The organism is Aliihoeflea sp., assembly GCF_052435475.1.
GTDB lineage: Bacteria > Pseudomonadota > Alphaproteobacteria > Rhizobiales > Rhizobiaceae > Aliihoeflea.
On sequence record NZ_JBQVMV010000003.1, the window covers coordinates 101,236 to 120,313 of the forward strand.

General features: G+C 65.0%; 17 protein-coding genes and 1 other RNA gene. 9 read left to right on the top strand and 9 right to left on the bottom strand.

What is annotated here, in order from left to right:
* Nucleotides 1–27 precede the first annotated feature (27 nt).
* Complete coding sequence (locus ACT6QU_RS06035) at nucleotides 28–1,038, top strand: LLM class flavin-dependent oxidoreductase (RefSeq protein ID WP_444563413.1); 1,011 nt, start codon at nucleotides 28–30, stop codon at nucleotides 1,036–1,038.
* A gap of 44 nt (nucleotides 1,039–1,082) precedes the next feature.
* Here ACT6QU_RS06035 and ACT6QU_RS06040 read toward each other — a convergent pair whose 3' ends face one another.
* From ACT6QU_RS06040 to ffs, 7 genes are all read right to left on the bottom strand, one after another.
* Nucleotides 1,083–1,541, bottom strand: coding sequence for a Kazal-type serine protease inhibitor family protein (locus ACT6QU_RS06040; RefSeq protein ID WP_444563412.1), 459 nt, complete (start codon nucleotides 1,539–1,541; stop codon nucleotides 1,083–1,085).
* Nucleotides 1,542–1,619: 78 nt separating this feature from the next.
* Complete coding sequence (locus ACT6QU_RS06045) at nucleotides 1,620–2,816, bottom strand: lytic murein transglycosylase (protein ID WP_444563411.1); 1,197 nt, start codon at nucleotides 2,814–2,816, stop codon at nucleotides 1,620–1,622.
* Nucleotides 2,817–2,988: 172 nt separating this feature from the next.
* Nucleotides 2,989–3,594: a recombination mediator RecR gene (recR, locus tag ACT6QU_RS06050; protein WP_444563410.1), complete on the bottom strand. Its 606-nt coding sequence runs from the start codon at nucleotides 3,592–3,594 to the stop codon at nucleotides 2,989–2,991.
* A 43-nt stretch (nucleotides 3,595–3,637) separates the two neighbouring features.
* Entirely contained in the window at nucleotides 3,638–4,417 is a 780-nt protein-coding gene (locus ACT6QU_RS06055; protein WP_444563409.1) for a cell wall hydrolase, read from the bottom strand.
* Between the two features lie 173 nt (nucleotides 4,418–4,590).
* Nucleotides 4,591–4,914 (bottom strand): YbaB/EbfC family nucleoid-associated protein, encoded by a 324-nt coding sequence (locus ACT6QU_RS06060; protein ID WP_444563408.1) that lies wholly within the window; start codon nucleotides 4,912–4,914, stop codon nucleotides 4,591–4,593.
* Between the two features lie 15 nt (nucleotides 4,915–4,929).
* Nucleotides 4,930–6,771 carry a DNA polymerase III subunit gamma/tau gene (locus ACT6QU_RS06065; RefSeq protein WP_444563407.1) on the bottom strand — a complete coding sequence of 614 codons (1,842 nt, stop codon included), beginning with the start codon at nucleotides 6,769–6,771 and terminating at the stop codon, nucleotides 4,930–4,932.
* Nucleotides 6,772–6,891: 120 nt separating this feature from the next.
* An RNA gene (gene ffs / locus ACT6QU_RS06070) (signal recognition particle sRNA small type) lies at nucleotides 6,892–6,989 on the bottom strand.
* 118 nt (nucleotides 6,990–7,107) lie between these two features.
* Here ffs and ACT6QU_RS06075 point away from each other — a divergent pair.
* Both ACT6QU_RS06075 and nudC read left to right on the top strand, forming a co-directional pair.
* Nucleotides 7,108–7,530 (top strand): HIT family protein, encoded by a 423-nt coding sequence (locus tag ACT6QU_RS06075; protein WP_024586693.1) that lies wholly within the window; start codon nucleotides 7,108–7,110, stop codon nucleotides 7,528–7,530.
* On the top strand, nucleotides 7,527–8,465 hold the full coding sequence (gene nudC, locus ACT6QU_RS06080; protein ID WP_444563406.1) for an NAD(+) diphosphatase: 939 nt from the start codon (nucleotides 7,527–7,529) through the stop codon (nucleotides 8,463–8,465). Before ACT6QU_RS06075 ends, nudC begins: the two co-directional genes overlap by 4 nt.
* Here nudC and ACT6QU_RS06085 read toward each other — a convergent pair.
* The gene (locus tag ACT6QU_RS06085) at nucleotides 8,462–9,325 is read right to left on the bottom strand and encodes a prephenate dehydratase (protein ID WP_444563405.1); all 864 of its coding nucleotides are present in this window, start codon (nucleotides 9,323–9,325) and stop codon (nucleotides 8,462–8,464) included. The two genes, nudC and ACT6QU_RS06085, sit on opposite strands and share 4 nt — an antisense overlap.
* A gap of 17 nt (nucleotides 9,326–9,342) precedes the next feature.
* Nucleotides 9,343–10,068: a 3-deoxy-manno-octulosonate cytidylyltransferase gene (locus ACT6QU_RS06090; protein WP_444563404.1), complete on the bottom strand. Its 726-nt coding sequence runs from the start codon at nucleotides 10,066–10,068 to the stop codon at nucleotides 9,343–9,345.
* A 207-nt stretch (nucleotides 10,069–10,275) separates the two neighbouring features.
* On the opposite strand from ACT6QU_RS06090, the gene ACT6QU_RS06095 reads away from it, so the two are divergent.
* The 6 genes from ACT6QU_RS06095 (at nucleotide 10,276) to ACT6QU_RS06120 (ending at nucleotide 19,061) form a co-directional block, all read left to right on the top strand.
* Entirely contained in the window at nucleotides 10,276–11,235 is a 960-nt protein-coding gene (locus ACT6QU_RS06095) for a c-type cytochrome (protein ID WP_444563403.1), read from the top strand.
* Between the two features lie 158 nt (nucleotides 11,236–11,393).
* Nucleotides 11,394–13,289, top strand: a complete 1,896-nt coding sequence (locus ACT6QU_RS06100) for an extracellular solute-binding protein (RefSeq protein WP_444563402.1) — start codon at nucleotides 11,394–11,396, stop codon at nucleotides 13,287–13,289.
* Nucleotides 13,286–15,160 carry an extracellular solute-binding protein gene (locus ACT6QU_RS06105; RefSeq protein ID WP_444563401.1) on the top strand — a complete coding sequence of 625 codons (1,875 nt, stop codon included), beginning with the start codon at nucleotides 13,286–13,288 and terminating at the stop codon, nucleotides 15,158–15,160. The genes ACT6QU_RS06100 and ACT6QU_RS06105 overlap by 4 nt, the downstream gene beginning before the upstream one ends.
* A gap of 36 nt (nucleotides 15,161–15,196) precedes the next feature.
* On the top strand, nucleotides 15,197–16,285 hold the full coding sequence (locus ACT6QU_RS06110) for a microcin C ABC transporter permease YejB (protein WP_444563400.1): 1,089 nt from the start codon (nucleotides 15,197–15,199) through the stop codon (nucleotides 16,283–16,285).
* Entirely contained in the window at nucleotides 16,285–17,436 is a 1,152-nt protein-coding gene (locus ACT6QU_RS06115) for an ABC transporter permease (protein WP_444563399.1), read from the top strand. The genes ACT6QU_RS06110 and ACT6QU_RS06115 overlap by 1 nt, the downstream gene beginning before the upstream one ends.
* Nucleotides 17,433–19,061, top strand: a complete 1,629-nt coding sequence (locus ACT6QU_RS06120) for an ABC transporter ATP-binding protein (protein WP_444836864.1) — start codon at nucleotides 17,433–17,435, stop codon at nucleotides 19,059–19,061. The genes ACT6QU_RS06115 and ACT6QU_RS06120 overlap by 4 nt, the downstream gene beginning before the upstream one ends.
* Nucleotides 19,062–19,078 lie beyond the last annotated feature (17 nt).

Sequence of the window (19,078 nt, forward strand, 5' to 3'; positions counted from 1 at the left end):
GGGCAGTGAAAATGACCGGATGATGCGATGACCCTCCTTTCCGTACTCGACCTTTCCCCCGTGCCGGACGGCGCGACGACCGCCGAGGCGCTTGCCAACACGCTCGACCTGGCACGAAACGCCGACCGGCTCGGCTACAATCGCTACTGGCTTGCCGAGCACCACAACATGCCGGGGATCGCAAGCGCCGCGACGTCCGTGGTCATCGGCCACGTCGCGGGCGGCACGTCGCGCATCCGCGTCGGCGCCGGCGGCATCATGCTGCCGAACCATGCGCCGCTCGTCATCGCCGAGCAGTTCGGTACGCTGGCTTCGCTCTATCCCGGACGCATCGATCTCGGGCTTGGCCGCGCGCCCGGCACCGACCAGTTGACCGCCCACGCGCTGCGTCGCTCTCTTTCGGGAGACGTCAACCAGTTCCCGAACGACGTCCTCGAACTGCTCGCCTATTTCAAGCCTGCCGAGCCCACCCAGCGCGTGCGCGCGGTACCGGGCGAGGGGACGAACGTGCCGGTGTGGGTTCTTGGGTCGAGCCTTTACGGCGCGCAGCTCGCGGCCGCTCTCGGCCTGCCCTACGCCTTCGCCTCGCATTTCGCCCCGGCCGAACTCGACCATGCGCTGGAAGTCTATCGGACGCGTTTCGAGCCGTCGGAATATCTCGACAAGCCTTATGTCATGGCGGGGCTGAACGTCGTCGCGGCGCCGAGCGACGAGGAGGCGCGCTATCTGTTTTCGTCGCTGCAGCAGGCTTTCGTCAATCTGCGCTCCGGTCGCCCCGGCAAGCTGCCGAAGCCCGTCGAAGGGTTCGAGCAGCAGATCGATCCGATGGCGAAGGCGATGCTCGACCAGGCACTGACCTGCGCCATCGTCGGCTCGCCGCAGCGGATCGACCAAGGGCTCGACGCCTTCATCGCGCGTACCGGCGCGGACGAATTGATGGTGACCGCACAGATCCACGATCACGCGGCGCGGGTGCGTTCTTTCCAGATACTGGCGGAGGTCCAAGGACTGGCCGCGATGAGCGCGGCCGCCGAATAGCAAAGAAAAAGGCCGGCATCGCGCCGGCCTTTTTCCTGTTCAGATCAGCATTCGCCGCCGCGGCGAATGCGCCAGCCGGCAGCCTCCGCCTCGCAGCCGTTGCCGAATGTCTGCTGGCGGTTGCCTTGCACGGCGCAGACCGGGGCATATTCGCGCGTGCAGAACTGCGGCCGATCGGGGCCCGGCCGGCCCGGACGATCCCAGCCCGCGCCACCGCCCGGACGTCCCGGACGATCCCAGTTCGAGCCGCCGCCGCGACGGCATTCGCCGCCATAGGCGATGCGATAGCCTTCGGCGCGCGCCACGCAGGAATTGGGGAAGGTCTGCTGGTCACGCCCGCGCTCGCCGCAGACGGGATCGTATTGCTGCGTGCAGATCGGCTCGGGGCCGGGGCGCGGCGGCAGGGGCCGCGGGCCTTCCTCGACGACGACGCACGAGGCCAGCAGACCGGCGCCGACGACTGCCAGCAACCCGGTCTTCAATCCGGAAAATTCGAATTTCATGAGTTCACTCCAAAACAGACCCGTCCCGAATGCTTCAAGACGCTGGACGCGTTGTGGTTCCCGCCGCCGATAAAAAAATCATCGCAGCGCGCGCACGATCGAACCGTCGGGGAAACAGGTCGGCGCCTGACCTGCTTTCTGCTGCCATTCCCCAATCGAACGGCGGGTGCGAAATCCAGCTAAGCCGTCGGCGCCGCCAGTGTCGTAGCCTAGCGCCTGCAGCCCGCGCTGCATCGCCGCGACGTCGGATCGCATCAGCCCGCCGACATTGCCCCACGCGCCTGAAAAGCGGCTGTCGCCATAGGTGATGCGGTCGCCTGCGTGGCCGACGAAGAGCGCATAGAGGTCGCTCTCGTTGTATTCCTTGATGACGTAGAAATTCGGGGTGACGAGGAAGGCGGGGCCGGAGCGGCCGGCTGGCATCATGAGGAAGCCTTCGCCGCGCTGCTCGTGCTCGGGGAAGGGCCGGCCAGAGACGCGTGTGACGCCCATCGACGCCCATTCGGCGATTGGGCGCCCCCGGTCCGGACCTTCGAGCGCGCAGGAGACGCTTGCCGGAACGTTGACCTCGAAGCCCCAGTCGCGCCTGCGCACCCAGCCGAAATGGGCGAGATAGTTGGCGATCGAGGCGAGCGTGTCCGCCTCGGAGTTCCATATGTCCGCGCGACCGCCGGCGTGGCCGACGGCATGTTCGAGATAGGAGGTCGGCAGGAATTGCGGCTGGCCGAGCGCGCCGGCCCAGGACGATTTCATGTCGCCAACGCGCGCATGGCCGCGCTCGACCATCAACAGCGCGGCGATGACCTCGGCGCGGAACATCTCCTTGCGCGTCGCCATGAATGCCTTGGTGCCGAGCACTTGAAACGCGTTGTGCGGGATGCGCGCCGTCCCGAACCCGCTCTCGCGCCCCCAGACGGCGAGAAGGATGCCGCGCGGCACGCCGTAGCGCGTTTCGAGGTCCTTGAGGACACCCGAAAGATAGCCCGCCCGCTGGCGCCCGCCTGCGGTGACGCTGGAGACGATATTCTCGGCGAAGTAGTTGCCGGGCGAGCCGAACTCCGCCTGATGCTGGCGCTGCGGCGTCTGCACGGCCTGGCCGGGCATGACGAGGTCGGGCAGGTCGAGATTGGGGCCGACATTGGCGAAGGCGGTGTCGAAGGTCGATTGCGAAACGCCGGCGCGGGAGGCTTCGGGCCAGAGGTCGTTCTGGAGCCAGGTGCGGAACTGCTGGTCGATGGATTGGGCGAGAGCGGGGAGGGGGAGGAGGAGGAGCAAGATCAGGAAAGCCAGCGCTCTATGGCGCCCCCCTCTGTCCTGCCGGACATCTCCCCCGCATGGAGGGAGATTAGTCTCGTCATCGACACAGCGTGATCTCCCCCCTTGCGGGGGAGATGTCCGGCAGGACAGAGGGGGGCAACGTAGAGCGCGGCTTTTCATCGGTCCTCCGTCAAAACGCCGTGCGCGATTTCAGCGCCGCCGTCAGCGTTCCCTCGTCGAGATAGTCGAGCTCGCCCCCGACCGGCACGCCGTGCGCCAGCCGCGTGACCTTGACCTCGAAGCTCGACAACTGGTCGGTGATATAATGCGCGGTCGTCTGGCCCTCGACGGTCGCGTTGACGGCGAGGATCACCTCCGACACCACGCCCGACGCGACGCGCGCGATCAGCGTCTTGATGTTGAGGTCGTCCGGCCCGACGCCGTCGAGCGGCGAGAGCGTGCCGCCGAGGACGTGGTAGCGCACGTTCATGGCCGCCGCGCGTTCCAGCGCCCAGAGGTCCGCGACGTCCTCGACGACGATCAGCGTCGCATCCTCGCGGCGCGGGTCTGTGCAGATCGTGCAGGGGTCGGACGTATCGACATTGCCGCAGGTGGAACAGACGCGCACCTTTTCCACCGCTTCGCCCATGGCGGCGGTGAGCGGGACGAAGAGCTGTTCCTTCTTCTTGATGAGATGCAGCGCCGCGCGCCGCGCCGAGCGCGGCCCGAGCCCCGGCACCTTGGCCAGGAGCTGGACCAGACGTTCGATTTCGGGGCCGGCGATTCTCTTCGACATGGCTCCGGTTTAACGCCGAAACCGGCCGATGTGTAGGTCGAACTCAGTTGGTCGAGCCGGTCCGCGTCTGGTCGAGGATCAGGGCGCCGATCGCATCCGCCTTGGTCTGGTCGACGGCGAAAGAGAGTGCCTCGGAGGCCGTGTTCGTCGGGGCTGCCGCTTCGGCAGTTTCCATCTGCGGGACGGCCGGCGCCGGTTGCGGCGTGCCGAAGCGCTCGGCCTGCGGCTGGGGCTGCGGCGCGGCGGCGACCTGGACGCGCGCCTGCTTGCCCTCGATGCGGCCGGCGGCGGCAAGCTGCGACTGCGGGCGGACGCCGTTTGCGGCGCGCTCCTCGCGTCCGCGCTTCTCGTAGAACGCGTTGCCGCCGGCCTTCAGCACGTAGTGCATGTTGGGATAGGGGAAGTTCAGACCGGCCGTGTGGAAGAACTTGGCGTTCTGCACCATCGGGTGGCGCTCGCCGGCAAGCACCGCATCGGCGGCGGCCATCACGTCCGGCATCGCCTTGGAATTCATCTTGCGCGTCATCACGCCGGGCGCGAACTGGTTCTTCTGGCCGACGACACCGCAGATCGTGTTCGGATACTCGCCCGAATTGACCCGGTTCATCACCACCGTGCCGACGGCGACAAGGCCCTCGCGGCTCGATCGGTGCGATTCGAAGAACATCGCGCGCGCCATGCAGTCGCGATTGCTGGCCGTTGCCGCGACGGGCTTGACCGAGGACGTCACCACGTCGTCGAGAAAGTCGCTGCTGGACGTGCAGGCGGAAACAACAAGCGAAAGGGCGACCGCGCAGGCCGCGGCCGGGAGCCGAAAGAACACGTTACAAACCTCTCCGAACGGCCCCCGCCGTTTCGTCGATGATTTTGAAAGGGTGATTTGCGGCAAAAAAGGGGCAGGTGCGCCAACAAACGCGCCTGTGCCGGAGCTCCGCGATCAAAACCGGATATGCCCGATCCTATCGCCCGAATGGTTATTAACGCGTTAGTCGCAACCTAGAAGGGCAGCTTCATGCCGGGCGGGATCGGCAGGCCGGCGGTCAGTTCCTGCGTCTTTTGCTGCATGATCGCCTCGACCTTGGTCTTGGCGTCGTTGTGCGCGGCGAGGATCAAATCCTCGAGAATCTCGACGTCGTCTTCCTTAAAGAGCGAGGGGTCGATCTTGAGCGACTTCATCTCGAACTTGCCGGCAAGCGTGACCTGGACAAGCCCGCCCGCGGACTGGCCGGACGCTTCGACATTGGCCAGTTCTTCCTGCATCTGCTGGAACTTGGCCTGCATCTCGCGGGCCTTGCCCATCATGCCGAGAAGGTCTTTCATCGTGATCTCCGTTGGTCAGATTTCGTCGTCATCGCCCAGATCGCCGATGCCCGGATCGACCGGCACTTCGTCGCTTTCGATCTCGATCTCCGCCGTCTCGACCGCGTCGGGCAGCCGAACGTCGATGATCTTCGCGCCGGGAAAGCGGGCGAAGATTGCGGCGACGGACGGGTCGTTCTTGGCGTCGAGGAGGGCGACGTCTCGCCGCGCCTGTTCGATCTCGGACAGCGTGTCGCCGCCGCGCTCGCGCGAGATCGTGACGACCCAGCGCCGCCCGGTCCAGGTGTGGAGCCGCGTCGTCAGGTCGCTGACGAGCATGCGCGGAGCGTGTTCGGTGAGGCTGACCTCGATGCGGCCCGGATCGAACTTCACGGGTCGCAGGAACTGCTTGATCTGAACCTTCAGCGCCATGTCGCGATTGGCATCGCACAAGGCGACGAGATCGGTCATCGAGGCGATACGGGGCTCGACCGGCGCTTCCTCGACCTGCGGCTTCGGCGCGGCAACCGGTGCGGGTTCGGGCTCGGTGCGCACGAGGCGCATCGTCTGGCCACCGCCATTCGTTGCCACCGCGACGGGCTGGGCGGCGACTGCATCGACCGGTGCCGGCGCACGGTTCGGAGCACTGCCTGCGGAAGATGTCGGCGTGCCGTGCGGGAGCGTGCGAACCGGCGCGTCGCCTTCCAGCGATTTCAGCGCCTCGTCGAGCGTCGGCAGGGTCGCGGCATGCGCGATGCGGATCAGCACCATCTCGGCGGCGCTGACCGGTCGCGAGGCGGTCTGAACCTCGGTGATGCCCTTCAAAAGCATCTGCCAAGTGCGCGACAGGACACGCACGGAAAGCCCGTCCGCATATTCGCGCCCGCGCTGGCGCTCTTCCTGCGAAATGGAAGCATCGTCGGCGGCAGTCGGCACGAAGCGGATGCGGGTGACGAGATGGTTGAATTCGGCAAGGTCGGTGAGCACGGTCGCGGGGTCCGCGCCGGCATCGTACTGGCCGCGGAATTCATCCAGCGCGCCGGCCACATCGCCCTTCATCAGGAGTTCAAAGAGATCGATGACGCGTGCACGGTCAGCAAGGCCGAGCATGTCGCGCACCGCCTCTGCGGTCACGGTGCCCGAACCGTGGGCGATCGCCTGGTCGAGGATCGACAGCGAATCGCGCACCGAGCCTTCCGCCGCCCGCGCGATCATCGCGAGCGCGTCGTCGTCAATCGACACGTCCTCCTTTTGAGCGATGCCGCGCAGATGGGCTGTGAGGAGGCCCGCATCGACGCGGCGCAGGTCGAAGCGCTGGCAGCGCGACAGGACCGTGATCGGCACCTTGCGGATTTCGGTCGTCGCGAAGATGAACTTGACGTGCGGCGGCGGCTCCTCGAGCGTCTTCAACAGGCCGTTGAAGGCCTGCGTCGAGAGCATGTGCACTTCGTCGATGATGTAGACCTTGTAGCGCGCGGAAACCGGCGCGTAGCGAACCTGCTCGATGATCTCGCGAATGTCGTCGATGCCGGTATGCGAGGCGGCGTCCATCTCGACCACGTCGACATGGCGGCCTTCCATGATCGCTTCGCAATGTTCGCCGGGGACGTAGAGATCGACGGTCGGCTGGCTGACGGCGTCGGTCTTGTAGTTGAGCGCGCGGGCGAGGATGCGGGCGGTCGTCGTCTTGCCGACGCCGCGCACGCCGGTCAGCATCCAGGCCTGCGCGATGCGGCCGGTGGCGAACGCGTTGGTGAGCGTGCGCACCATCGGCTCCTGGCCGATCAGGGTGGAAAAGTCGCGCGGGCGATATTTGCGCGCCAGAACCCGGTAGGGTCCCTGCGGACGGCTCGTCTCGATCTGCGGAGTTTCGTCCATCAAGTCTCGCTCGTGCCATGAGCCCTAAGGCCCGGATCATCCTCGCGGCGCGAGTGTCGTCCCCGACATGGCCAGGCGTCAATGCCGCAAACGGCTCGGACGCAAGGCCGGGGAAATAAGGTGGGAGGCTGGCACGGTGACCCGTGCCGGGGCTCGTTAGGGCTGCTTCCTTCCGGACCTGACCCGGTTGGCGAGTGGCTCGTCCACCACCAACCTCCCGCGCCCCATATCGGCAATTCGAAAGGCGAATGCAAGGCCGGATCGAAAGCTGGAACGATTCGCTTCCATCGAGCGGGGAAACGCTCTAGCCTCGCAACCCTGGCAGAGGAGGGAGACATGGACATGCCGCACAGGGCTGGCGGTTTCGAGCTCGACAGGAAGCTTGAACGCGACAGCCGCGAAGTGATCTGGCTCGGCCTTTGCGAGCTTCGGATCATGAATGATGCGCGCTGGCCATGGCTCATCATGATCCCGCAACGCCGCGGCGCCGTCGAAATCCACGACCTGACGCCGCTCGACCAGGCGATGCTTTCCTTCGAGACGACCATGGTGTCGAAGGCGCTGAAAGAGGTCACGCGCTGCGACAAGATCAACATCGGCGCGCTCGGCAACATCGTGCGCCAACTCCACGTCCACGTCATCGCGCGCAGGGAAGGCGATGCGAACTGGCCCGGGCCCGTCTGGGGCCACGGCCAGCCCGAGCCCTATCGCCGTGAAGACCTCCACGGCCTGATCAACGACATCAAGGGCCGCCTGTGAACTTCGCACTGTTCGACCGGCCGGCCAAAGAGCCGAGCCGCTTCGTCGGCTTTGCCGGCAACCGCATCGACCGGCAGGCTGAGAACCGCTCCGAGACGGCGCTGGCGGATGCGCTCGCCGACCCGCGGCTGTCGGTGCTGATTTTGCGCGGAGGCCGCCTCTGCCTGAAGATGAACGGCGCTGGTCCGGACTGCCATTTTTCGGCATCGGAAGCCGAAGCCCTCAAGGCCAAGCTGCAGCATGCGGTGCTGCTCGGTCATGGCCCCGACGGTCCGGTCATCGCTGCCCCTGGTAGTCTCGAGCCCGAGGACCTGCCGGACGGCATCAAGGCGATCGACCTGCGCTCGCTCAACAGCCAGGGCTTGCTCGCTCCCGAGGACATGGGTGCCGTAGGGCAGGGCGCGTCGCTTCTGGCCTGGAACGCCAATTGCCGCTTCTGCGGCCGCTGCGGGGCCGCGACCGAAGCCCGCATCGGCGGCTACAAGCGCGTGTGCACCGGCTGCGGCGCGCAGCATTTCCCGCGCACCGACCCCGTCGTCATCATGCTGACCGTCACGCCCGATCGCTGCCTGATGGGCCGCAGCCCGCATTTCGTGCCGGGCATGTTTTCGACGCTCGCCGGCTTCGTGGAGCCGGGCGAGACGATCGAGGATGCGGTGCGCCGGGAAACGCTGGAGGAATCGGGCGTCAAGATCGGCCGCGTCGCCTATCACGCCAGCCAGCCCTGGCCGTTTCCCCATTCGCTGATGATCGGCTGCTTCGGTGAGGCGCTGAACGAAGATCTGACGCCGGACTTCACCGAACTCGAAGCCTGCCGCTGGTTCACGCGCGAGGAAGTGCGCGCGATGATCGCCGGCGCACACACCGATGGCCTGATCGTCCCGCCGAACGCGGCGATCGCCAATCATCTGATCCGGGCGTGGGTGGACAGCTAGCCGCCGTTGCGTTGCGCAATTCGAAAATCCGCCGCCGGATAGACCCCGAGCACCCGCACTTCGCGCGAGAAGAAGTCGAGTTCCTTGAGCGCCTGCGCGACATTGGCGTCGTCGGGGTGGCCTTCGATGTCGGCGTAGAATTGCGAGGCGAAGAAGGTGCCGCCGAGCTGGTAGCTTTCGAGCTTCGTCATGTTGACGCCATTGGTGGCGAAGCCTCCCATGGCCTTATAGAGCGCGGCCGGGATGTTGTGCACGCGGAAGATGAAGGTCGTCATCATCAGATCGTCGGCCGACTTGCGCGGAGCCCAGGATTCCTCCTTCGCCAGCACCACGAAGCGGGTGACGTTGTTGTCGGTGTCCTCGACATTCTCTGCGACGATGTCGAGGCCGTAGAGTTCGGCGGCAAGGACGGGCGCGAGTGCGGCGGCGGTGCGGTCGCCTTCGTCGGCCACCTGGCGCGCGGCGCCGGCCGTGTCGCCGGCGATGACCGGCTTCCACTTGTGCTTGCGGATCACGTTGCGGCACTGGCCGAGCGCGTGGATGTGGCTGTGGACGGATTTGATCTCGTCGATCTTCACGCCCGGCAGGACCATGAGCTGGAAATGGATCGGCAGGAAATATTCGCCGACGATGTGCAGGCTCGACTCGGGCAGGAGGTGATGGATGTCGGCGACGCGGCCGGCGATCGTGTTCTCGATCGGGATCATCGCAAGTTCGGCCGCACCGCTCTCGACCGCGTTGAACGCGTCCTCGAAGGTCGCGCAGGGCATCGGCTCCATGCCGGGAAACATGTTGCGGCAGGCGGTGTCGGAATTGGCGCCGGGTTCACCCTGAAATGCGATGCGGTTGGTCCTGGACATGCGGCTTCTGCTCTTCCTTACGATAACATGGCGCGGGCGCGCTCGAGATCTTCGGGCGTATCGACGCCCAGCGGAACGGAACGGACGAGGCCGACATCGATGCGCATGCCCGCTTCGAGCGCGCGCAACTGTTCCAGCCGCTCGCGCGTCTCCAAGGGGCTCGGGCCGAGGCCGACGAAGCGCTCCAGCGCGGCGCGGCGATAGGCGTAGATGCCGATATGGTGGTAGAGCGGGCCGTCGCCCCATGGTGCGGTCGCGCGGGTGAAATAGAGCGCGCGCAGACGATCGGGCGCGAGCGGCGAGCCGACGATCTTGACCACGTTCGGATTGGTCTTCTCCGCCTCGTCCTCGATCTCGACGCCCAGGGTAGCAATGTCCGCGTCGCCCTCTTCGAGCACGTCGGCCGTGCTCGCGATCAGTGCGGGATCGATGGTCGGCAGGTCGCCCTGGAGGTTGACGATCGTCGTGTAGCGCCCGTCGGGATCAAGCTTCTGCAGCGCCTCGAAGATGCGGTCGGAGCCGGACTGATGGTTTGCCGCCGTCATCACGGCCACGAAGCCGAGGGCCTCGACGGCGCGCGCCACTTCGTCACTGTCGGTCGCGATGGCGATCTCGCCCGCGCCGCTTTCGGCAGCGCGCCTTGTGACCTGCACGATCATCGGCAGCCCGGCGATATCGGCCAGCGGCTTGCCGGGCAGGCGGGTGGAGGCCATGCGGGCGGGAATGAGGATCAGTCTGGACATGCGCGAAGCGATGGTGCGGCTCTCGGGAAGGTCGGAAAAGTGGCAAAAGGTCTCACGTGGAAAGGCCCTTATATGTGTTGCAACATCCAAGCAAAAGACCTAGTTTCCGCGCGATTTTCACCGGCACGACCGGGTGGGGGACCCTTTGACGCGTGTGCGCCGGCCGCACGCCGCATCACCCCGGTCGAACCTTGGAGCCTTGGGTAGATGGACTCTTTTGAACTTAACAAGCTGATCGGCGCGTTTCTGGGCGTCGTTTTCGTCGTCTTTTCGGTCAGCCTTGTGTCGGACGCGATCTTTGCGTCCCATGCTCCCGAAACCCCGGGCTATGCGATCGAGGTTCCCGAGGAGCCCGCAGGCGGTGGAGCGCCGGCCGAAACGGGCCCGAGCGCGCTCGACCTTCTCGCCAGCGCCGATCCGGCAGCCGGCGAAGCAGCCTTCCGCCGCTGCGCCTCGTGCCACACGATCGAGGCTGGCGGCGCGAACCGCGTCGGCCCGAACCTGCACGACGTGCTGGGCCGTGTCGTCGCGTCGCACGAAGGCTTTTCCTATTCCGCCGCGATGACCGAATATTCCGAGGGCGGCTCCAAGACCTGGGAATTCGAGAACCTGAGCGCATTCCTTGTCAACCCGCGCTCCTACGTGCCGGGAACGACGATGGCCTTCGCCGGTATCCGCGATCCGCAGGAAGAAGCCAACCTGATCGCCTACATCAACGCCCAGTCGGACAACCCGATGCCGCTGCCTGAGCCGGCCGCCGCTGAAGAAGAGTCGGCCGAGGGCGAGGAAGCTGCTCCCGCCGAGGGCGAAGAAGCCGCGCCAGCCGCCGAAGGTGAAGACGCTGCTCCGGCCGCAGAAGGTGACGACGCTGCTCCGGCTGCCGAAGGCGAAGAAGCTGCACCTGCCGCTGAAGTCGAAGAGGCCGCTCCCGCCGAGGACGCCGCGCCGGCGGCCGAAGAGGCTGCGCCTGGCGCCGATGAAGCCGCTCCGGCTGACGATGCCGCAGAGCCGGCCGATGCCGATGCTGCAAGCGAGACCGAAGCTGCTCCGGCCGAGGCGACGCCCGAGGAAGACGGTTCCGCCGCTTCGCCCGAGACCGACCCCGCGACGCCCGCCGCCGATGGCGAGGTGAGCGAGGAAGAAGAGCGGGCTCCGGCGCAGAACTAACCAAACCGTAATCTCGACGATCACGAAAAAGCCGGGTTTCGCCCGGCTTTTTTGCGTTTGCGAAAATGCCCGGCCACGCAAAGTTTAGCCACGTAGCCGGTTTCCAATCACGCCCGATGGGATAGGGTGCGGGCTCGGACGAAGAGGAGATGCGTCGAATGGAATTGGGCCGCTGGGGCGATCATCTGCGCAAATCATGGGTCGTTGCGACCGTTCTGCTCGCTGGTGCGAGCACTGCGCTGGCGCAGGACGCCGAGGCCGAATGGCGCACGACTTCCTCGCTGATCCAGACCGAGCCGCCGGCTGAGGAATTCACCCGCTATTCCTACGTGAACCCTGACGCGCCCAAGGGCGGCACACTGAATTCGGCGGCCTTCGGCACTTTCGACAGCTTCAACCCGTTCATCGTGCGCGGCACGCCCGCGGCCGGCCTCGGCCAGTTCGGCGGACTTCTCTGGGATACGCTGATGCAGCAATCCCCGGACGAGGCCGGGACGAGCCATGCGCTGATCGCCGAGGCATTCACCTATCCGGACGACTATTCCTCGGCGATCTATCGCCTGAACCCGGATGCGCGCTGGCACGATGGCGAGCCGATCACGGCCGAGGACGTGGTCTGGTCCTTCGAGAAGCTGAAGGAGATCAGCCCGGCCTATAGCCGCTACTATGCCAACGTGACCGAGGCGGTCGCGATTTCAGAGCGCGAAGTCGAGTTCACCTTCGACCAGACCGGCAACCGCGAACTGCCGCACATCATGGGCGATCTGGCGGTTCTGCCGAAGCATTGGTGGGAAGGCGAGAATGCGCGCGGCCAGAAGCGCAACATCGCCAATCCGACTCTCGAAGCGCCGCTTGGCAGCGGACCTTACAGGATCGCATCCTTCGATCCCGGCTCGCGCATCGTCTGGGAGCGCGTCGAGGATTATTGGGGCGCCGAGGAGCCGGTCAACATCGGGCGCAACAATTTCGACCGCATGACCTACACCTACTTCCAGGACGACAATGCCGAGTTCCTGGCCTTCACCCGCGGCGGCTTCGAGGATATTCGGCAGGAAACGAGCACGCGGCGCTGGGCGGTCGAGTACAATTTCCCGGCCTTCGAGCGCGGAGACGTCATCAAGCGCGAGTTCATCTCGGGTGGCATCCAGCACATGCAGGCCTTCGCCTTCAACATGCGCCAGCCACGCTTCCAGGACCGGCGTGTGCGCCAGGCTCTGACGCTGGCCTATAATTTCGAGGAGCAGAACCGCCTTCAGTTCTTCGAGATGAACGAGCGCTTTTCCAGCTATTTCGAACGTTCCGAACTGGCGTCGAGCGGCGTGCCGGAGGGGCAGGAACTTGAAATGCTGGAAGCGCATCGCGATGCGCTGCCGCCGGAGCTCTTTACCGAAGAGTTCAAGCTGCCCGTCTTCGACACCCCGCAGGCGCAGCGCGACAATCTGCGCGAGGCAGTCCGGCTCTTCGACGAAGCGGGCTGGGCGATCCAGGGCGGCCGCATGGTGAACAAGGAGAGCGGCGAGCAATTCCGCATCGAATTCCTGGGGTCCTCGCCGACGAGCGAGATCATCACAGGCGGCTACATCGCCAATCTGCGCCGCCTCGGCATCGACGCGACGCTGCGCATCGTCGACACCTCGCAATACATCCAACGCTATCAGGCCTTCGAGTTCGACGCCGTGACGGCGCGCTTCCCGCAATCCGAATCGCCCGGCAACGAGCAGCGCGATTACTGGAGCACGCAGGCCGCCGACGCCGAAGGCTCGCGCAACGTGCCGGGCATCAAGGACCCGGTGGTGGATGCGCTGATCGACAAGATCATCTACGCGGCCGACCGCGAGGAACTGGTGGCGGCAACGCGCGCGCTCGACCGTGTGCTCCTGTGGAACTACTACACCGTGCCGCAATATTTCCAGCCGACCATGCGCTACGCCTACTGGAACAAGTTCGGCATTCCCGAAAAGCAGCCCGAATATTCCGGCATCGATCCGCAATCCTGGTGGATATTGCAGGATCGAGAGGCCGAGATCGAAGAGCAGATCGAGGAAGCGGAATGAGCGGCGCAGGTATCGACCGCCGTGCCTTCCTGGCGCTGGGCGGCGCCGCCTTCGCCGCGCCGTTTTTGCCACGCGCCGTGCTAGCCGAGCTCCAGACCGGAACGCCGCTTCATGGCATCTCGGCCTTCGGTGACCTGAAATACGGGCCTGATTTCACGCATTTCGACTATGCAAACCCGGATGCCCCGAAAGGCGGACGGTTCAATTTCTCGGTGCCGAACTGGGGCTACAACCAGTCTGTCCTCACCTTCAACACGCTGAACTCCTTCGTGCCCCGCGGCGACGCGCCGCCGCGCATGGAGCTGTGCTTCGACAGTCTGATGGCCGGCTCGCTCGACGAGCCGGACTCGGCCTACGGACTTCTGGCGGAAACCATCACGATTGCCGACGATCGCAATTCCTTCACCTTCAAGCTTCGGCCGCAGGCGCGCCTCCACGACGGCTCCAAGCTGACGGCCGAGGACGTCGCCTATTCGTTCAACCTCTTCAAGGAAAAGGGCCACCCGTCGCTCGTCCTGCCCCTGAGCGAGATGACGGAGGCGGTGGCCGAGGACGAGGCGACCTTCCGCATCGCCTTCAACGGCAACCAGTCCTCGCGCACGATCTTTTCGGTCATTGCCATGCCGATCGTCTCGAAGGCGTTCTATGAGGAAAATCCGTTCGACGCCTCGCAGCTCAAGCCCCCGCTCGGCTCGGGCCCCTACAAGGTCGGCCGCGTCAATGCCGGGCAGACGATCGAGTATGACCGCGTCGAGGATTACTGGGGACGTGATCTGCCCGTCATGCGCGGGCTTTTCCACTTCGACACGATCCGCATCGAGTTCTACCGCGACCGCAATGCGGCTTTCGAGGCGTTCAAGAAGGGCGACATCCAGTTTCGTCAGGAGTTCACGGCGCGAACCTGGGCGACGGGCTACGACTTCCCGGCAATCACGGACGGGCGTGTGCTAAAGCGCGAATTCCCCAGCGAATTGTCGCCCTCGATGCAGGCCTGGGCGCTGAACCAGCGGCGCGAGAAGTTCGCCGACCCGCGCACGCGCCAGGCGATCGGCATGTGCTTCGACTTCGAATGGACGAACCGCAACCTCTTCTACGATGCGTATGCGCGATCCAATTCGGTGTTCGAAAAATCGGAGTTCCGCGCCGAGGGCGCACCGTCCGAGGCAGAACTTGCGCTGCTGGAGCAATTCCGCAGCGACATCCCAGAAGAAGCTTTCGGCGAGGCGGTGGTCGCGCCGACGTCGGATGGTTCGGGCCGCGACAGGCGCCTGCTGCGCGAAGCGCGCCGTCTTCTGATGGAGGCCGGATGGCAGGCCGATGGCCGCGTGCTCCGGAATGCGGCCGGGCAGCCGCTGACTGTCGAATACCTGATCCAGGACGAGGTCTTCATCCGATCGGGCTCGCCCTTCGTCGAAAACATGCGCCAGATCGGCATCGACGCTTCGATACGTCAGGTCGATTCGGCGCAGTATCAGGCGCGACAGATCGATTTCGATTTCGACTTGGTGGGCATGGCCGCCTCCTTCGGCGCGACCCCGACGCGCGATTCCCTAGCCAACTTCTTCCATTCGCGCTCGGCGGACCTGCCGGGAACGCGCAACTATCCCGGCACGAAATCGCCCGCGCTGGACGCGCTGATCGAGCGTGCCGGCAAGGCCGAGACGCGCGACGACCTCGTCGTGACGCTGAAGGTCATGGACCGCATCTTGCGCGCGCGCCATGACTGGATTCCAAATTGGCATGCGCCGAATCACCGGGCGGCCTATTGGGACATGTTCGGCTTCAAGGACCCGAAGCCGGACTATGGCTTCCCCGTCGAGGCCTTGTGGTGGTACGACGAGGAAAAGGCGAAATCGATTGGCAGGGCTTGAGACTGATTTGACCACCCTCGCAGCGAAGTCCACCTGATGGGCGCCTATATCCTTCGACGTCTGTTGCTGATGATTCCGACCTTGTTCGGCATCATGGCGATCTCGTTCATCGTCATCCAGTTCGCGCCGGGCGGACCGGTGGAGCAGGTGATTGCCAACATCACCGGGCAGGGCGGCGGCGCGGCCGACCGCATCGGCGGCGGCAGTTCCGATTTCCAGAATTTCGATACCGGCGGCGAATCCAGCTATCGCGGCGCGCAGGGGCTCGATCCGGAATTCATCGCCCAGCTCGAACGCCAGTTCGGCTTCGACAAGCCGCCGCTCGAACGCTTCGCCAACATGATCTGGAACTACGCACGGTTCGATTTCGGCGACAGTTATTTTCGCGACATCTCGGTCATCGACCTGATCATCGAGAAGATGCCGGTATCGATCTCGCTCGGCCTGTGGATCACGCTCATCTCCTACGCGATCTCGATCCCGCTCGGCATTCGCAAGGCGGTGAAGGACGGATCGAGCTTCGACGTTTGGACGAGCGGCATCGTCATCGTTGCCTATGCGATCCCGGGATTCCTGTTCGCGATCCTCTTGATGGTGCTCTTCGCCGGCGGCTCGTTCTTCGACTGGTTCCCGCTGCGCGGCCTCACCTCCGAGAACTGGTCGGACCTCTCCTGGCCCGAGCGCATCCTCGACTATTTCTGGCACCTCGCGCTGCCGCTGACGGCGATGGTTCTCTCCGCCTTCGCGACGACGACGCTTCTGACCAAGAACTCCTTCCTCGAGGAAATCCGCAAGCAATATGTCGTCACCGCGCGCGCCAAGGGCCTGTCCGAGCGGCAGGTGCTCTACCGCCACGTCTTCCGCAATGCGATGCTGATCATCATCGCCGGCTTCCCCGGCGCCTTCATCTCGGCCTTCTTTACCGGCTCGCTCCTGATCGAGAACATCTTCTCGCTCGACGGGCTTGGGCTTCTCGGCTTCCGCTCGGTGCTCGACCGCGACTATCCGGTCGTCTTTGCCACGCTCTACATCTTCTCGCTGATCGGGCTGCTCGTCAGCCTCCTATCGGACCTGATGTATACCTGGATCGACCCGCGCATCGATTTCGAGCGGAGGGACGTCTGATGTCCGACATGCTCGCCAAGGCGCAGGTCGAGGAAGTGCGCGAGAAGGTCGCGCGGCCATGGCTGTCGCCGCTCAACCAGCGTCGCTGGCAGAACTTCAAGGCAAACCGGCGCGGCTATTGGTCGCTCTGGATCTTCCTCATCCTGTTCGTGCTGTCGCTGTTCGCCGAGTTCATCGCCAACGACAAGCCGGTGCTCGCCTCCTACAATGGCGAAATCCTCTTCCCGACCATCGTCGACTATCCGGAGGAAAAGTTCGGCGGCTTCCTCGCGGTGACGGACTATCGCGACCCGGTCATCCAGGAAGAGATCGAGGCGAATGGCTGGATGATCTGGCCGCCGATCCGCTATTCCTACCGCACGGTGAATAACGAGATCCCCGAGGCTGCGCCCGCCAAGCCGTCCTGGCTCTACGACCGCGAGACGCGCTGCCAGCGCTATTTCGAGGGCGCGGACGATCCGAACTGCACGCTCGGCAATTTCAACTGGCTCGGCACCGACGACCAGGCCCGCGACGTCGCGGCGCGTGTCATCTATGGCTTCCGCATCTCTGTCCTGTTCGGCCTCGTCCTGACGGCCGCCTCGGCGATCATCGGCGTCACGGCCGGTGCCGTGCAGGGCTATTTCGGCGGCTGGACCGACCTGATCTTCCAGCGCGTGATCGAAATCTGGTCGTCGATCCCGGTCCTCTATCTGATCCTCATCATCGCCGCGATCCTGCCGCCGGGGTTCTTCATCCTGCTCGGCATCATGCTGCTCTTCTCATGGGTGGCGTTCGTCGGCGTCGTGCGCGCCGAATTCCTGCGGGCGCGCAACTTCGAATACGTAAACGCGGCGCGGGCGCTGGGCGTCGGCAATGCCACGATCATGTTCCGCCACCTCCTGCCGAACGCGATGGTCGCGACGCTGACCTTCCTGCCCTTCATCCTCAACGGATCGATTACGACGCTGACCTCGCTCGACTTCCTCGGCTTCGGCCTGCCCCCCGGCTCCGCCTCGCTCGGCGAACTCCTCCGTCAGGGCCAGCGCAACCTGAACGCCCCCTGGCTCGGCATCGTCGGCTTCCTGTCGCTGTCGGTCATGCTCTCGCTGCTGATCTTCGTCGGCGAAGCCGTCCGCGACGCCTTCGATCCGCGGAAGACGTTCCGATGACCACCCCCCTTCTTTCCGTTCGCGATCTTTCCGTTGCCTTCGCCCAGGGCGGGCGTGAGCAGATTGCCGTCGATCATGTTTCATTCGACATCGCTCCGGGTGAGACGGTTGCGCTCGTCGGTGAATCCGGGTCGGGCAAGTCGGTTTCCGCGCTCTCGGTTCTCAAGCTCCTGCCCTATCCAGCCGCCAGCCACCCGTCGGGGCAGGTACTGTTCGAGGGCAAGGACTTGCTGGCGCTCGACGAGCGGGCGCTGATGCGGGTGCGCGGCAACGACATCACGATGATCTTCCAGGAGCCGATGACGTCGCTCAATCCGCTGCACACGATCGAGCGGCAGATCGGCGAAATCCTGAAGCTGCATCGCGGCATGAACGAGAAGCAGTCGAAGGCGCGCACGCTGGAACTCCTGAACGAGGTCGGCATTCGTGAGCCTGAAAAGCGTCTTGGCGCCTATCCGCACCAGCTTTCCGGCGGCCAGCGCCAGCCCGTGATGATCGCGATGGCGCTCGCCAACGAGCCAAAGCTCCTGATCGCCGACGAGCCGACCACGGCGCTCGACGTGACCGTGCAGGCGCAGATCCTCGAACTCCTGGCCGAGTTGAAGACACGCAACAAGATGTCGATGCTCTTCATCACACATGATCTCGGCATCGTGCGGCGTATCGCGGACCGCGTCTGCGTGATGACGAAGGGCAAGATCGTCGAGGAGGGGCCGACAGCCGAAGTCTTCGCCAATCCGAAGCACGAATACACGCGCCATCTGCTGGCAGCCGAGCCCAAGGGCGAGCCGCCGGCGGCGAACGACGCGGCGCCGATCGTCATGAAGGGCGACGACATCAGGGTCTGGTTCCCGATCAAGCAGGGCTTCTTCCGCAAGACGGTCGACCATGTGAAGGCCGTAGACGGCATCGACCTTACCGTGCGCGCCGGCCAGACGCTGGGCGTCGTCGGCGAATCGGGTTCCGGCAAGACGACGCTGGGCCTGGCGCTCTCGCGCATGATCTCGTCGAAGGGCCGGATCATGCTCGGCGACAAGGCAATCGAGGATTATTCCTTCCGCGAAATGAAGCCGCTGCGGCGCGAGATGCAGATCGTGTTCCAGGACCCGTTCGGCTCGCTCTCGCCGCGCATGTCGGTCTCGGAGATCATCGAGGAAGGGCTGCGTATCCATCAGCCCAAGCTGGACGCCGATGCGCGCGACGCCCTTGTGGTGGGCGTCCTCAAGGAAGTCGGGCTCGATCCGGCGACGCGCTTCCGCTACCCGCACGAATTTTCCGGCGGCCAGCGCCAGCGCATCGCCATAGCGCGTGCCATGGTGCTCAATCCGCGCTTCGTCATGCTCGACGAGCCGACTTCGGCGCTCGACATGAGCGTGCAGGCGCAGGTGGTCGACCTGTTGCGCGACCTGCAGAAGAAGCACCAACTCGCTTACCTCTTCATCAGCCACGATCTGAAGGTCGTGCGCGCGCTGGCGAACGAGGTGATCGTGATGCGCAATGGCAAGGTCGTCGAATACGGCACCAGCCGGCAGATCTTCGAGAACCCGCAGACCGACTACACGAAGGCGCTGATCGCCGCCGCCTTCGATATCGCGACCGCGCCGGCCGGCGTCGTCAGCGAATAGACAAAAGACCAGGGAGC